Below are 14,558 nucleotides of genomic sequence, written 5' to 3' on the forward strand. Positions count from 1 at the left end.
GAACGTGACGGTTCAGTGCTTGAGTTGAGTACGGACTTTCATGTCGAACCCCTTGCCTGTAGGCGTCTTCGTGGTGCACAGTCGATAACAGACGCGATACCCCGATGACGGGAGGCGACGATGGGCTTGAACCACTCCGAGGAAACGCACCAGCGTTTGGTGGAGAAAGTGCCCAAGTGCACCGGACGCGAGATGACCGAGTGGTTCCAGCTGATGAACGACGGACCGTCGTTCCTGCGCTTCGACGACAGAGTGCGGTGGCTCTCCGGCGAGTACGAACTCGCGCACGGGCACGCAACCGCCATCGTCCACGAGTACGACCTCGTCAAAGCGCATCGGCGAATGGGCTGACAACCCGAACAGGAGAAGAGTTTTTCCGCGGCGGCCGACCCCTACAGGTGGAGGGATCGGCCGCCGTCGTTTACAGGTACACGCCGACAGTGCCGTGGCACAACCAGCACCGCAGATCCAGCGCGCCCGTGGCCGCGCGCAGTTCCGGCACGGCCTGATAGCAAGCAGCGCAGGCCAACGCCTGGCACGACGTACACCGGTAGCCCTGTCCCTGTAAGCCCAGGTCGTCCAGCGTCACATACGTGTAGACCCGTACTGATCCGGAAATGTCCGGCAAGCGGGGCCTCTTGAACGGGATCACGGAGAACCCGCACCGAGCACAATCGACCGTGGATCGGAGCGCTGTCGGCAGTGGCCGACGGACAGCCATCTCGACGAGGAATCCGTTGCTCTCACGGAAGATCATCACCAGGTCCTTGCCCAGGTTCTCTTGGGGAGTCTCGGCGATCACGTAGATCAGTTGGTCTCTGATCTCGCAGCCGCGGAGGAACTGCAGCGCCGCGGCCTCGCTCGGCAGGCTCTCGATCAGGTACAACCCGCTGCTCTGTCGCTGGGTACGCAGGCCGGCGGTCGGGTAACCCGGCGGCCAGGAGACCCGGGGTTGCCCACGATCCTCGACCTGCTGGGATCGCTGCTCCGGCGGCGCGCCCGACGATCGGACGCGGACGAACGCGAACGCCCCCACGACCAGCAGCGCCACCACGCCCAGCGTGATCCAGACCCACATCGCGCCTCCACTCGTCGCCGAGATTCGACGCTACGCGCCGGACGCCGGGAATTACGGGCGCTGGCAACAAGCGGACGCCGGGGTGAAACGGCCGGAGGGCCGGACCCTGATGTGGGCCGGCCCTCCGGTTCGTTGGTGTTACGGGGTGATCAGTCGCCGCCGCGCAGGATGGCGAGGATGCGCAGGATGTTCCAGTAGAGCCAGACCAGCGTGACGGTCAGGCCGAAGGCCGCGCGCCAGGCCTCGTTCTGCGGGGCGCCGGCGCGGATGCCCTGCTCGACCATGTCGAAGTCGAGGATCAGGTTGAACACGGCCAGGCCGGCGCCGAGGAAGGCGAACAGCAGGCCGAGCGGGCCCATCCCGCTGATACCGGTGGTGAGACCGAACAGCCCCAGCACGAAGTTGACCAGCAGCACGCCCGCGAAGCCCATCGTGGCCAGGATGACCATCTTCTGGAACCGCGGCGTCACCTTGATCGCGAAGTACTTGTACGTCGCCAGCGTCAGCCCGAAGGTGACCAGCGTCGCCAGCACCGCCTGGACAACGATCGCCGGGTCGTCGACCAGCACCGCGAAGAACTTGGAGCCGATCCCGAGGAACGCGCCCTCGGCAACGGCGTACGCCATCAGCACCGCAGGGTTGATCCGCCGGGAGAACGACAGCACCATCGCGATCGCGAACGCGACCAGCGCGCCGCCGATCAGCGTCGGCGTGACGAGGGCCTGCGGTACGAACCACCACGCGAACGCCGCCGCGACGACGACCACACCGAGCGTGGCCGCGGTCTTCACGATCACGTCGTCCAGCGTCATCGGCCGGCTGCCCGCTCCGGCGCCCTGGTACTGCTGGGGCGGCATGCCCGGGCCGCCGTACTGACCGGGCTGCTGGCCGTAAGGACCCGGCTGACCGTACGGAGCGGCCCCCGGATAAGCCTGGCCGTGGCCAGGCGCGAATGCACTCGACCGGTTCAGGACCGGGTTACTGCTCTGCATGTCTTCCTCCTGATGACCCACATCCGGGGTCGTATCGAAATACTACGGTCCCACCCTTAACAACATCTGAGAATCAACCCCTCGTTCCCCAACCGAAACCCGAAGCACCGATTTTCAATCGGCTTCCGATGTAATCCACCGCAGTTGTGTGCGGGCGGTAGGCGGCGCCCCGTCCAGCAGCCAGCGCCGGCCAGGCTGGTTCCAGGTCATCTCCGGCCGGGCCGGCTGCGCGGCGTACCACTCCAGCGCCCGCACGACCTGCTCCCGCCCCAGCAACTCGACCACACCCCGCAACGTCCGGCGCATGAACCACCGCCAGGTCGTCGCAATCACCACCAGTTGGACGCCGCGAACCATCAGCCAACCGCCTAGCGCGACAATCGCCAGGAAGGTCAAGGTGTCGTCGGTCGATCGGCCCGTCACGATCACCAGCGCGATGAAGAGCAGCGCGATGAGGAACGTCATTGCCTGACTTCGCCGCTGACGGTGGCGATGGATGCCGAGCTTGGCCTGCGCGAATTCCACCGCTGTCTCGTGCACCTGGACGAAGTCCGGCATCAGCTCGTTGATGTCTTTTCGGACGAAGACCATCGGGCCGACATGGCCGGGCGGCTGGAGGCAGATCGGCTGGGTGTTGGGCAGGCCGACGACCGGGGTGATCGGCGGGACGGGATTGCCGGTGCGGGTGGCCAGGTCGGCTACCTGGGCCGCGAACTCCTGTTCGTTCACGAGCACATGATGACGGATCGGAGCCTGCCCCGATCAAGTCGCCGTGGAGGCGCCTTGCGCTTCCAGCCATTGCAGGCGTTGCTTGGCTCGGGGCGGGCATCCACTGAGAGCCGAGGCGAGGAAGGTACCCGGAGTGAAGGGACACTCCTGGTGCTCGAGGCCCTCGCGAAAGGTGGCCGACCCGACGGCAGGGAGCAGCCGTTCGTCTATTCGGCGGGTCAGCCGACGGAGGTAGAGGCCCATGACCACCGCGCTCAGGACGAGCACGAGCGGAGCGGCAATCAGGAGCCCCGGGAGGTCGAAGTAGTAGGCACCGGCCGCGCCGGCCGCTGCGCCGCCGAGGCAGAAGATGACCCGGAGGAGGCGGATGCGGCGGTGGGCTTTGAGGCGGAAGGAGAGGAGGGTTTGGGTGATGAGTAGGTCTTGGAGGGCTGGGCACCAGGTGAGGATGTCGCGGCGGAGGCGCAGGACCGGGGTGGCGCCTTTGCGGTCGAGGGTGATGAAAGGGCCTTTGGCGGGTTGCCAGACGATGGCGGCGATCGGGTAGTCGGTGGCGGCTGACAGTTGGCCCACGCGGGCGGCGAGTTCCCCCTTTTCCATGCGGGCATGATGACGGACGTCGTCCGGCGTGAGAAGGGGTTTGCCGGTTGTTGCGAACGCGGCGGGGCGTCGCACCTGGTGAGGCAGGTACGACGCTTGCCGGCGGCCACCCGGGACGCGGTGCTCCCGCAGGCCGGTCAGTGGGGTTGCGGCGCCAAGGCGTGCGCGAGTTGGCCGGCCAGAGCGGCGGCTACTTGGCGTTGCTGGAGGTCGGGGTAGCTGATGCGGGTCGCGGCGGTGAGGAGGAAGCGGCCGCGGGTGCGGCCGGCATGCTGGACGGGGAGCTCGATCTCGGCGTTCGTCGGCAGGCCATCGCGCTCAACCTTGAGGAGGTGACCACCGCGCGTGACCGTGCCGTCCGGGTTGAGCCGGGGCGCCGTCGTCCGGTTGTCACCGGCAACGAAGCGAGCGCCGTCCAAGCGCAGTACGGCGGTCAGCTGCACACTCACGTGATCGATCAGCTCCTGCGTCGACCCACCGGCCGCGACCGCCTGCGAGGTGGTCAGGACGCCGTCCAGATAGCCGCTGTGCCGCGATGCCCGAGCTTGTTGCCGACGGCCCCAGATCGCGATCTCACTGACCGCGACCCCGATCACCACCAGCAGGATGGTGGTCTCCACGTCATCCCGGCTACTGATCGTCAGCGCGTGATACGGAACGGTCAGGAAGAAGTCGAACCAGATCGCGCTCGACACCGCCGCGACCAGCCCGGCCGAGCGGTACCCGAAGGCCGCGACACCTACGATCAGCGCCGCGAGCACGAGCGCGGCGTTCGCGTTGTCGAAACTGTCCCGGGCCAGAGCCAGCGCCGCACACGCGGCGGGCGGGACGAGCAACGCGGCAGCGAGCACAGCCTTACGGTTCACACTTCCATTCACCCTCCGCACCCCACCGACTTTCAAGCCCTCTCACAAACGTCTATCAGCCGTCATCCGTTGGTCACCTCGCCGCGCCGGTCTCCTGCCCGTTCGGTCGGCTCGGATCTTGCGGTTGCGTGACGGGTGGGTGGATAGCTGTCGGTGGGTGGGGAACAGGGTCACGATAGGGCCGTGGGACCTCACTCCAGGGAGGGATTTCGGTGGGTGAGATCACTCTCGGGAGGGTTTGTGAAAGTTTTCACGAACGCGTAACCTGAAGTAGACATGAAGTCGGAGAACCACTCAGGGAGAGTGAACCGCATGACAGCCCAGGTGCCGCACATCCTCGTCGTCGGAGGCGGTTACGTCGGGATGTACACCGCGTACGGACTGCGTCGCGCGGCCCGGAAAGGCAAGATCCGGGTGACCGTGGTCGACCCGCGGTCGGTGATGACCTACCAGCCGTTCCTGCCGGAGGCGGCGGCCGGTTCGGTGGAGCCGCGGCACGTCGTCGTGCCGCTGCGCAAGACGCTCAAGGGCTGCCGGGTGGTGACCGGGCGGGTGACCGGGATCGACCACGCGCACAAGGTCGCGAAGGTGCTGCCCGAGGAGGGCCCGGCGTACGAGCTGGCCTACGACCAGGTCGTGGTCGCGCTCGGCTCGATCGCGCGCACGCTGCCGATCCCCGGCCTGGCCGAGGAGGCCGCCGGGTTCAAGAACGTCGAAGAGGCGATCGCCCTGCGGAACAAGGTGCTCGACCGCCTGGACGTCGCGAGCTCGCAGCCCGACCCGGCGCTGCGCAAGGCCGCGCTCACCTTCGTCTTCGTCGGCGGCGGGTACGCCGGGGTCGAGGCGTTCGCCGAGCTCGAGGACATGGCCCGCTACGCGACCCGGTACTACGACAACATCCAGCCGTCCGACATGCGCTGGGTGCTGGTCGAGGCGACCAACCGGATCCTGCCCGAGGTGGGCCCGGATCTCGGCAAGTACACCGTCGACCAGCTCCGCAAGCGGAACATGGACATCAAGCTGGAGACCCGGTTGGAGTCCTGCGAGAAGGGCCGCGTCGTGCTCAGCGACGGCGAGGAGTTCGACGCCGACACGATCGTCTGGACGGCGGGTGTGAAGGCGAACCCGGCGCTGGCCGGCACCGACTTCCCGCTGGACGAGCGCGGCCGGGTCAAGTGCCTGCCGAACCTGCGCATCGAGGGCGTGGACGACGCCTGGTCGGCCGGCGACAACGCCGCCGTACCGGATCTCACCGCCGAGCCCGGCGTCTTCTGCGCGCCGAACGCGCAGCACGCCGTCCGGCAGGCCCACCAGCTCGCGGCGAACATCCTGCGGACCGTCGACGGCAAGGCGCCGACCGACTACAAGCACAAGTACGTCGGCTCGGTGGCCAGCCTCGGTCTGCACAAGGGCGTCGCCCAGCTGTTCGGGATCAAGATCAAGGGCTGGCCGGCCTGGTTCGTGCACCGCAGCTACCACGTCAGCCGCGTCCCCACCTTCAACCGCAAGGCTCGCGTCGTCCTGGACTGGACGCTCGCGCTGTTCTTCCGGCGCGAGGTCACCTCGCTGGGCACGCTGCAGGCGCCGCGCGAGGAGTTCCGCCGGGCGACGCAGTCCTAGTCGTGCAGCAGGCCCGCGTCGTGCACCAGTAGGGCGATCTGGACGCGGTTGTTCAGGTCGAGTTTGGTCAGGATGCGCGACACATGCGTCTTCACCGTGGGGACGCTCAGGTAGAGCGAGGCGCTGATCTCGGCGTTCGATTTACCCTCACCGACCGCGACGGCGATCTCCCGCTCGCGGTCGTTGAGGGTGCCCAGCCGCCGGACCGCCTTGGTCTTGCGCTCGTCGTGACCGGACGCCGCGACCCGGGTGATCAGCCGCTTGGTGACCGCGGGTGACAGCACCGGCTGACCGCCCGCGACTCGGCGTACCGACTCGACGATCTCGCCCGGCGGGGTGTCCTTGAGGACGAAGCCGGCCGCCCCGGCGCGCAGCGCCCGGAGTACGTGCTCGTCGGCGTCGAACGTGGTCAGGATGATGATCTCGGGCGCGCCCGGACGTCGGCGTACGGTCTCGGTCGTGGTCAGGCCGTCGGTGCCGGGCATCCGGATGTCCATCAGGACGACGTCCGGCGCGAGGCGCTCGATCAGGCCCGGGACGCCGCTGCCGTCACCGGCCTCACCGACGACGCGGATGTCCTCGGCGCCGCCCAGCATCAGCTTGAGGCCGGCGCGGAGCAGCGGGTCGTCGTCGACGATCAGTACCCGGATCATGCCGGCCACGGTAGCCAGGCGTACAGGCGGAAGTCGCCCTCGGGGGTGCGGCCGTACTCGATACGGCCCTCGACGAGCGCGGCGCGTTCGGTCAGGCCGAGCAGGCCCTGGCCCTCGCCGCGCCGCCGGTCGGGCGCCGGGTTGTGCACCTCGACTGTCAGACCGTTGCCGGGGGCACCGGTCAGGGCGATGGTGACCGGCTCGCCGGGCGCGTGTTTCATCGCGTTCGTCAGTCCTTCCTGGACGATCCGGTACGCCGTCCGCCCGACGTGATCCGGCAGCGTGCCGGCGACGTCCAGCGTGAGATCGACGGGCAGACCGGCCTGCTGCGCACCCTCGACCAGCGCCGGCAGATCGGCGAACGTCGGCTGCGGCAACTCCCCGACCGGCGCCCGCAGTACGCCGATCACCTCGCGGAGATCCTGCAGCGCCTGATGCGCGCTGGCCCGGATCACCTCCGCCGCACTCGCGACCTCCTCCGTCGAGGCGTCCGGCCGGTAGGCGAGGGCGCCGGCATGCACGCTGAGCAGGGAGAGCCGGTGGCCGAGGACGTCGTGCATCTCGCGGGCGATCTCCTCGCGGGCGCGGAGCTGGCCCTGCTCAGCCTGCAGCCGCGCGACGGTCTCGGCCCGGTCGGCGCGGTCCCGGAGGGTCTGCATGAGCTGGCGGCGGGAGCGGATGTAGAGCCCCCAGCCGGCGACGGCGATGTAGAGCGCGATGACCGCGACGGCCAGCGCGCCGCTCTCCGGCGGGCCCCTGAACTGCAGATAGAAGAACAGGGAGACCGAGTTCGCGCCGAAGACGAGCAACGTCGTCCGCACAGGGCGATAGACCGCCACGCTCAGGATCAGCACCAGCGCGGCGCCGCTGGCCATCTCCGAGAAGATCGTGACGACGGCGGCGATCAGCGCGAGCTGCACCGGCCACCGGCGGCGGAGCCAGATCGCGATGCACAGCGCGAAACCGGAGATGAGGTCCAGCAGCGTCAGCAGGTCCCGGCTCCCGGGCTGCACGCTGTCCTCGAAGACCGCGAGTCCGAAGATCAGCGCGAACAAGAAGACGGCCGTGTCGACGGCCCAGTCGCGCGGGCTGCGGCGGTGCGACGGCCGGTCCATGGGACGAATGTAGCGTCGCCGGGCCGCCGGCCGGGCCGTTCCGCGGCGTCCGGATACCGAAGTCGGTGTGATCGTCACCTTTGGTCGGCGGTAGGTTGCCGGGCATGAGTCAGCTCGCCGTCACCGTCATCGGCCCGGATCGCCCGGGCATCATCGCCGACGTCACCGAGGCCCTCGCCGGGACCGGCGTGAACCTCGAGGACTCCACGATGACGCTGCTGCGCGGTCATTTCGCGATGATGATCGTGTGCTCCGGCTCCCTCGACGAGGTCAAGGCGGCCGTCGAGCCGCTGCGCGGCGACCTGGTGATCACGGTCCGGGCGATGGGTCCGGAACACGCGCACGCCGCGATCGGCCCGTCGTACCTCCTGAGCGTGCACGGCGCGGACCGGCCGGGGATCGTCGCGGCGGTGACCCGGATGCTGGCCGCGGCCGGCGGCACGATCACCGACCTCGCCACCCGGCTCAGCGGCGACCTGTACGTCCTGACCGCCGAGGTCGAGCTGCCGCTGACCGCCGACCTCGAGACCCTGGACCGCGCCCTCGAGATCACCGCCGAAGAGCTGGGCGTCGGCGTCACCCTGAGCCCGGCGGAGAGCGACGACCTGTGACCGTCGCGCACCTCAACCAGACCCTCGCCGCCTGGAGTCCCGCCCAGCTCGGCCTGGTCGGCGACGTCCTGGAAGTGGTCCGCGCCCCGCACCCCGTGCTGGCCGCCGTCGGCGCCCCCGTCGACCCCCTCGACCCCACCATGGTCGCCCTGGCCGCCGACCTCGTCGCCACCATGCGCGTCTCCCCCGGCTGCGTCGGCCTCGCCGCCCCCCAGGTCGGCATCTCCGTCCAGATGTTCGCCCTCGACGTCACCGGCCACCCCAAGACCCGCACCTGCCACGGCGTCTTCGTCCTCTGCAACGCCGTCATCACCGAAGCCACCCGCCAGGAGAAAGCCCGCGAAGGCTGCATGTCCGTCCCCGACTTCACCGGCGACGTCAAACGCGCCACCCGCCTCACCGTCACCGGCACCCTCCCCGGCACCACCGACCAGGCCACCATCACCACCGACGCCTTCGAAGCCCGCGCCCTCCAGCACGAGATCGACCACTGCAACGGCAAACTCTTCCTCGACCGAGTAGCCGGCGCCCACGCCGTCCACCCCCGCAAGAACTACCAATAACGTACTCTCGTCCCGCGCCCGGGTGGCGGAACGGCAGACGCAGCGAGCTTAAACCTCGCAGCCGAAAGGCGTACGGGTTCGAATCCCGTCCCGGGCACCACGCAGGTGCGGATCTCCCCCACTCATCTAGTTGGGGTTGAGGGTTGGCGGCACGCTTGGCGGGGTGGGTGGGGGTGGGGGATTTTGGGGTTGGTGAGTGGCTGGGGTCCGGGGGTTCCCGGATTCGGCGGGGGCGGCTGGTCGTTGAGGGTGGTGGGTATGAGACGACTTGTTGGGGTTGTGGGGATTGTCGTGGCTGGGTTGGTGGGGGCGCCGTTGGGGGCGCAGGCGGGGCGGGGTGGGTTGCAGCGGGAGTTGGATGGGGTGGTGGGGGCGGCTGGGGTGGGGGCTCAGGTTGAGGTTTGGCGGGATGGGCGGGTTTGGCGGGGGCGGAGTGGGGTGGGGGAGGTTGAGACGGGGCGGCCGGTGCCAGGGGCGGGGCGGTTTCGGGTGGGGAGTGTGACTAAGACGTTTGTGGCTGTGGCGGTTCTGCAGTTGGCGGGGGCTGGGCGGTTGGGGCTGGATGATCCGGTGGAGAAGTGGTTGCCGGGGGTTCGGGCCGAGGGGGTGACGGTGCGACAGTTGATGAACCATACGAGCGGGTTGTACGACGTGCTGTACACGTTGCCGCGGCCGCCGGCGGCTGAGTTCTATGCGAATCGGTGGCGGACCTGGACGGCGGACGAGTTGATCGAACGCGCGTTGGCGAATCCGCCGACGTCCAAGCCTGGTGTGGCTTACAAGTACTCGAACACGAACTACCTGTTGCTCGGCGAGATTCTCGAGAAGGTGACCGGGATGTCGTACGCCGAGGTGGTGGAGCGGCGGGTGATTCGGCCGCTGAAGCTCCGCGACACGTCGTTTCCGGGGACGTCGCCGTGGATCCGGGGGCCGCATGCGCACGGGTACGTGCCGGGGCCGGACGGCGGGTTGATCGACTACACGGAGATGAATCCGTCGGTGTTCGGGGCGGCCGGGGAGATGATCTCGTCGACTCGGGATCTCGATCGGTTCGTGAATGCCTTACTGGGTGGGCGATTGCTCGCGCCGGAGCTGTTGGCGGAGATGAAGACACCCGGGGTGCAGGACGGTCGGTACGGGCTCGGGTTGACCTGGCGGACGACGACGTGCGGGACGACGGTGTACGGGAACGATGGTGACGCGTTGGCGTACCAGAGTTGGGTGTTCAGTACGGCGGATCGTCGGCAGCGGGTCAGCCTGCTGCTGACGCCGAACTTCGACGTCGACTCCGACGAGGTCGTGGATGCCTTTCTGGACAAGGCGTTCTGCGGTTAGACGCCGGCCAGCTCACGTGCTCGACGGAGTACCGCGTCCTGCATCTCTTCGGTCAGTTTGCCGGTGAAGGTGTTCTGTTGGCTGGGGTGGTAGGAGCCGATGACGGTCACGCCGTCGATCTCGTGTTCGACGGCGTGACCAAAGGCCGGCTTGGGTTTCGGGATGGTGGCGCCGAGGGAGGCGAGGCCGGCGAGGAGGGCGTCGTACCCGAACTTGCCGAGCGTGATGATCACGCGGGTGCTGGGCAGGACCAGCTCCAGCTCGCGGCGGAACCAGGGCGCGCAGGTGTCGCGCTCCAGCGGCGTCGGTTTGTTGGCGGGTGGGGCGCAGCGGACGGCGGCGATCATGCGAGTCGCGTACAGCTCCAGCCCGTCGCCCGCATGCTCGCTGGTCGGTTGATTGGCCAGGCCGACCCGATACAACGCCGCAAACAGCCAGTCCCCCGACCGATCACCGGTGAACACCCGGCCCGTCCGATTCCCGCCGTTCGCGGCCGGCGCCAGTCCGGCAATCAGAATCCGCGGCTCGGCCGCACCCCACCCCGGAATCGGCCGCCCCCAGTACGGCTGGTCGGCAAACGACTTTCGCTTGCTATGCGCAACATCTTCCCGCCACTCCACCAACCGCTCACAAGCCCGGCACACCGACACCCGAGCCTCCACCTCACCCAACTCCCCCACCGAAGCCAGCTCGACGACCTCCCCCGCCGTCCGAGCCACCGCCGTCCCCACCCCAGCCGGATCCCCCGGCCACCCACTCCCCGGCGGCACCGGACTCTCGAACAACTCCCCCGTCAACGGATGCGCCAACTTCACCCCCTCAGACTACGACCGGGGTGCGGCGGGGGGTGGGGATGGTTAGGGCTAGGAGGACGGCGGCGGCGGAGAAGGCTGAGAGGAGGAGGAAGGTGTCGGTGAAGCCGGATTCGGCGGGGAGGCCGGTTGGTTGGAGGTGGCCGGTGATGATGGAGCTGGAGAGGGCGGTGCCGATGGAGCCGCCGATGGTGCGGATGTTGGCGTTCATGCCGGTGGCGGCGCCGGTGTGTTCGCGGGGGACGTTCTGGACGATGAGGCTGGTCATGGAGGCGTAGGCGAAGCCGAGGCCGATGCCGAAGACGGCGGTGGAGATGGCGACCTGCCAGGGGTGGTTGTGCAGGCCGGCGAAGGTGAGCGAGGCGACCAGGCTGAGGGCGGAGCCGACGATGACCTGCAGCTTCACCGGGAAGTACGGCGCCAGGTGGCCGCTCAGGGTGCCGGTGACGGCCATGGTGACCAGCATCGGCAGCATCAGGACGCCGGCCTCGGAGACACTCGAGCCGAAGCCGAAACCCGCGACGGTCGGGATCTGCATGAACTGCGGGACGAAGGCGTAGACCGCGAACATCGCGGCGCCGAAGAGCAGTGCGACCAGGTTCGTCGTCCAGACGGCGGGGAGGCGCATCACGCGCATGTCGATCAGCGGGTTCTTCGACCGCAGCTCCACGGTCACCCAGGCCACGGCCAGGACGGCGGCCGCCGCGAACAGCCCGATCGTCAGCCCCGACGTCCAGCCCCACGAGCGTCCACTGCTCAGCGGCAGCAGCAGCGCGATCAGCCAGCTCGACAGGAGGACGGCGGCCAGCCAGTCGATCCGGCCGGGGTGACGGCTCGGCGAGGCCGGGATGTAGCGGCGGACCAAGGCGATCGCCGCGATGACCACACCGAGCGGGATCCAGAACAGCCAGCGCCAGCCGAGCGTCTCGACGATCGGCCCGGCGAGCACGATGCCGAGGCCGCCGCCGGCCGCGATGATCGCGGAGACGACGCCGACGGTCGCCGGCACCCGCTCGGCCGGGAACTCGTCGCGGATGATCCCGAACGCGAGCGGGAAGACCACCCCGCCGACGCCTTGGACGACCCGGGCCGCGATCAGGACGCCGATGTTCGGCGCGACCGCCGCGAGCAGACAGCCGACGGCGAGCGCGACCAGCCCGACGACGAGCGTGCGGTCCTTGCCGTACATGTCGCCGATCCGGCCGAGCAGCGGCGTGGAGACCGAGACCGAGAGCAGGAGCGCGGTGAAGACCCAGGTGACCGTGCCGGGGTCGGTGTGCAGATCACGCTGGATGACCGGCAGCGCCGGGCTGACCAGCGACTGCAGCATCGAGAAGGCGGCCACGACGATCGCCAGCACGGCCAGCGTCCGTCGGGTGGAATTTCCAGGCATGCCAAAGTCCTTCGAACAGGTATGGGGTTTCTCGGCCTGGTAAAGTCGAGGTATGCCTCCACTATAACGGAGGCACCCCTCCGGTATCAATCCGGAGCGAGGTGGGAAGGTGATGTCATGGCGACAGAGACGACGCGGCCCGTACTCCGGGTCGACATCAAGCGCCCGCAGCGCGCGGACGCCCGGCGGAACTTCGACGCCCTGCTGGCCGCCGCCCGGGACGCCTTCGCCGAGAAGGGCGTCGACGCCTCACTGGAGGACATCGCCCGCCGGGCCGGCGTCGGCATCGGCACGCTCTACCGGAACTTCCCCACCCGCCAGGATCTGCTCAGCGCGGTCTACTTCGGCGAGATCGAGGAGCTCTGCCTCGCCGCCGAGGAGGTCGCCGACCTGCCGCCCTGGGAGGCGCTGACCACCTGGCTGCGCCGCTTCGTCGCGTACGTCGCCACCAAGCGCGCGATCTGGGAGTCGCTGAACCGCGAGTCCGACAGCTTCCATGAGGCCCGCGAAGCGATGTACGCCGCGGGGACGCCGCTCTTCGAGCGCGTCCAAGCCGCCGGCGAGGCCCGCGCGGACATGTCGATCGACGACCTGCTCCGGATGGTCAGCGGCCTGACCGGCTGCAACTTCGTCGACGAGGCCCAGCGCGACCGCGTCCTCCAGATCGCCCTCGACGGCGTCCGCGCCCGCTAGCCCGATCCGCCACAGCTCCACAATCGCCGCCGAGAGCCGGCGCCACGCTCAGCCGGTGCCCGCGGGCGTCATTGTGATGGCGTGGCGAAACCGGGTCAGCGTCAGAGGAGCGACTGGGCGACGCCGTCCAGGATGTCGTGCTCGGAGACGATCACCTCGCCGACCGCCATCCGGTCGTAGAGGCGCTGCAGGATCAGGACGCCGGCGCCGATCACGTCCACCCGGCCCGGGTGGATCGCCGGGTTCGCGACCCGCTCGGCCTTCGTCGTCCGGGTCAGCCAGTACGTCGTCTCCCGCAGCTGCGGCCCCGAGATCCGGGCGTGGTGGATCCGGCTCGCGTCGTACTCGACCAGCTTGCCGATCACGGCCGCGACCGTGGTGACCGTCCCGGCGACGCCGATCAGCGCCCGCGCCTGCAGGATCGGCACCGTCGCGGTGTCCAGGATCGCGTCGATGTCCTTCCCGGCGGCCGCCAGCTCCAGCGCCGTCGACGGGTCCGACTTGATGTGCCGCTCGGTCATCCGCACCGAGCCGACGTTCAGCGATTGTGCCGCGATCACGCCGGAGGCGTCCCCGAGGATCAGCTCGGTCGACCCGCCGCCGATGTCCGCGACCAGATAAGGCCCCGGGACGGCGAGCGCGCTCAGCCCGGACGTCGCACCGCGGAAGCTCAGCTCGGCCTCTTCGGTCCCGCTGATGATCTCCGGTTTCACGCCGAGCCGCTGCGCGATCCCGGTGAAGAACTCGTCCCGGTTGCTCACGTCGCGCGCGGCCGACGTCGCCACGAACCGCGTCCGGGTGACCCCGGCCGCCCGGATCGCCGCGGCGTACTCGTCGGCGGCCGCGAAGACGCGCTGCAGCGCCTCGGGCGCGAACCGGCCGGTCGCGTCCACGCCCTGGCCGAGCCGGACGATCGTCATCCGCCGGTCGAGCTGCACGAGGCCGTCGGGGCCGGCCTCCGCGATCAGGAGCCGGATGGAGTTGGTGCCGCAGTCGATCGCCGCGACGCGGTCAGGCACAGGGCCCCCGGCGTCCCCAGTCCGCCAGTGCGTCGAGCGTTTCGTCGCCCAGCGGGTTCACGCCGGGGCCGGCGGCGAGGGCGTGACCGGCCAGGACGTGCAGGCACTTCACCCGCGTCGGCATCCCGCCGGCGGTGATCCCGGCGATCTCCTCGACGTGCGCGATCGACTCCCGGTGCGCGAGGTAGGACTCATGGGCGGCGCGGTACCGCGCGGCCAGCTCCTCGTCCTCGCCGAGGCGGTCCGTCATGTCCTTCATCAGGCCTTCGGCCTCGAGCGTGCCGATCGCGGACGCGAGCCGCGGGCACGTCACGTAGTACGTCGTCGGGAACGGCGTTCCGTCCGGCAGCCGGGGCTCGGTCTCGACGACATCCGGCAGGCCGCAGCTGCAGCGATGCGCGATGGACCGGATCCCGCGCGCGGTCCGGCCGAGCTGCCGGCCGACGGCCTCGATGTCCTCGGGGCTGACGCTCAACGGT

General features: G+C 69.3%; 17 protein-coding genes and 1 tRNA gene. 7 read left to right on the forward strand and 11 right to left on the reverse strand.

All coding sequences use genetic code 11. The annotated features are described in order from the left end of the window. Positions 1-120: 120 nt before the first annotated feature. Complete coding sequence (locus ACZ6ZD_RS01835; protein ID WP_171677450.1) at positions 121-351, forward strand: DUF4287 domain-containing protein; 231 nt, start codon at positions 121-123, stop codon at positions 349-351. A 70-nt stretch (positions 352-421) separates the two neighbouring features. Here the strand turns inward: ACZ6ZD_RS01835 and ACZ6ZD_RS01840 are convergent, their stop codons facing one another. The 5 genes from ACZ6ZD_RS01840 to ACZ6ZD_RS01860 all read right to left on the reverse strand — a co-directional run bounded on the left by ACZ6ZD_RS01840 (position 422) and on the right by ACZ6ZD_RS01860 (position 4,265). Next, a complete protein-coding gene (locus tag ACZ6ZD_RS01840; protein ID WP_465667342.1) occupies positions 422-1,078 on the reverse strand; it encodes a hypothetical protein in 657 nt (218 codons plus the stop codon). Positions 1,079-1,227: 149 nt separating this feature from the next. After that, positions 1,228-2,070 (reverse strand): Bax inhibitor-1/YccA family protein, encoded by an 843-nt coding sequence (locus ACZ6ZD_RS01845; protein WP_465667344.1) that lies wholly within the window; start codon positions 2,068-2,070, stop codon positions 1,228-1,230. Between the two features lie 114 nt (positions 2,071-2,184). Beyond that, positions 2,185-2,799, reverse strand: coding sequence for a hypothetical protein (locus ACZ6ZD_RS01850; RefSeq protein ID WP_465667345.1), 615 nt, complete (start codon positions 2,797-2,799; stop codon positions 2,185-2,187). Between the two features lie 33 nt (positions 2,800-2,832). Then, positions 2,833-3,399: a hypothetical protein gene (locus ACZ6ZD_RS01855; RefSeq protein WP_465667347.1), complete on the reverse strand. Its 567-nt coding sequence runs from the start codon at positions 3,397-3,399 to the stop codon at positions 2,833-2,835. A gap of 137 nt (positions 3,400-3,536) precedes the next feature. Further along, positions 3,537-4,265: a DUF4118 domain-containing protein gene (locus ACZ6ZD_RS01860; protein WP_465667348.1), complete on the reverse strand. Its 729-nt coding sequence runs from the start codon at positions 4,263-4,265 to the stop codon at positions 3,537-3,539. 312 nt (positions 4,266-4,577) lie between these two features. On the opposite strand from ACZ6ZD_RS01860, the gene ACZ6ZD_RS01865 reads away from it, so the two are divergent. Then, positions 4,578-5,885 (forward strand): NAD(P)/FAD-dependent oxidoreductase, encoded by a 1,308-nt coding sequence (locus tag ACZ6ZD_RS01865; RefSeq protein ID WP_465667349.1) that lies wholly within the window; start codon positions 4,578-4,580, stop codon positions 5,883-5,885. Here ACZ6ZD_RS01865 and ACZ6ZD_RS01870 read toward each other — a convergent pair. Continuing rightward, positions 5,882-6,538: a response regulator gene (locus ACZ6ZD_RS01870; protein WP_465667351.1), complete on the reverse strand. Its 657-nt coding sequence runs from the start codon at positions 6,536-6,538 to the stop codon at positions 5,882-5,884. The two genes, ACZ6ZD_RS01865 and ACZ6ZD_RS01870, sit on opposite strands and share 4 nt — an antisense overlap. After that, entirely contained in the window at positions 6,535-7,653 is a 1,119-nt protein-coding gene (locus ACZ6ZD_RS01875; RefSeq protein ID WP_465667352.1) for a sensor histidine kinase, read from the reverse strand. Before ACZ6ZD_RS01875 ends, ACZ6ZD_RS01870 begins: the two co-directional genes overlap by 4 nt. Positions 7,654-7,757: 104 nt before the next feature. Between ACZ6ZD_RS01875 and ACZ6ZD_RS01880 the strand changes: the two genes are divergently transcribed. From ACZ6ZD_RS01880 to ACZ6ZD_RS01895, 4 genes are all read left to right on the forward strand, one after another. Beyond that, positions 7,758-8,264, forward strand: a complete 507-nt coding sequence (locus ACZ6ZD_RS01880; RefSeq protein WP_465667354.1) for a glycine cleavage system transcriptional repressor — start codon at positions 7,758-7,760, stop codon at positions 8,262-8,264. Next, on the forward strand, positions 8,261-8,827 hold the full coding sequence (def, locus tag ACZ6ZD_RS01885) for a peptide deformylase (RefSeq protein WP_465667356.1): 567 nt from the start codon (positions 8,261-8,263) through the stop codon (positions 8,825-8,827). Before ACZ6ZD_RS01880 ends, def begins: the two co-directional genes overlap by 4 nt. A 16-nt stretch (positions 8,828-8,843) precedes the next feature. Beyond that, positions 8,844-8,927: transfer RNA gene (locus ACZ6ZD_RS01890), tRNA-Leu, on the forward strand. Between the two features lie 158 nt (positions 8,928-9,085). After that, complete coding sequence (locus tag ACZ6ZD_RS01895; RefSeq protein WP_465667358.1) at positions 9,086-10,162, forward strand: serine hydrolase domain-containing protein; 1,077 nt, start codon at positions 9,086-9,088, stop codon at positions 10,160-10,162. On the opposite strand, the gene ACZ6ZD_RS01900 is transcribed toward ACZ6ZD_RS01895, so the two are convergent. Together ACZ6ZD_RS01900 and ACZ6ZD_RS01905 are read right to left on the reverse strand one after the other, a co-directional pair. Beyond that, complete coding sequence (locus tag ACZ6ZD_RS01900) at positions 10,159-10,977, reverse strand: uracil-DNA glycosylase (protein WP_465667360.1); 819 nt, start codon at positions 10,975-10,977, stop codon at positions 10,159-10,161. The two genes, ACZ6ZD_RS01895 and ACZ6ZD_RS01900, sit on opposite strands and share 4 nt — an antisense overlap. A 4-nt stretch (positions 10,978-10,981) precedes the next feature. After that, entirely contained in the window at positions 10,982-12,367 is a 1,386-nt protein-coding gene (locus ACZ6ZD_RS01905) for an MFS transporter (protein WP_465667362.1), read from the reverse strand. Between the two features lie 117 nt (positions 12,368-12,484). On the opposite strand from ACZ6ZD_RS01905, the gene ACZ6ZD_RS01910 reads away from it, so the two are divergent. Continuing rightward, entirely contained in the window at positions 12,485-13,060 is a 576-nt protein-coding gene (locus ACZ6ZD_RS01910; RefSeq protein WP_465667364.1) for a TetR/AcrR family transcriptional regulator, read from the forward strand. Positions 13,061-13,161: 101 nt separating this feature from the next. Here ACZ6ZD_RS01910 and ACZ6ZD_RS01915 read toward each other — a convergent pair whose 3' ends face one another. Further along, positions 13,162-14,079: a Ppx/GppA phosphatase family protein gene (locus ACZ6ZD_RS01915; RefSeq protein ID WP_465667366.1), complete on the reverse strand. Its 918-nt coding sequence runs from the start codon at positions 14,077-14,079 to the stop codon at positions 13,162-13,164. Beyond that, a complete protein-coding gene (locus ACZ6ZD_RS01920; RefSeq protein WP_465667368.1) occupies positions 14,072-14,554 on the reverse strand; it encodes a DUF501 domain-containing protein in 483 nt (160 codons plus the stop codon). Before ACZ6ZD_RS01920 ends, ACZ6ZD_RS01915 begins: the two co-directional genes overlap by 8 nt. Between the last annotated feature and the right edge of the window lie 4 nt (positions 14,555-14,558).

This window comes from Kribbella sp. NPDC104218, from assembly GCF_055584105.1.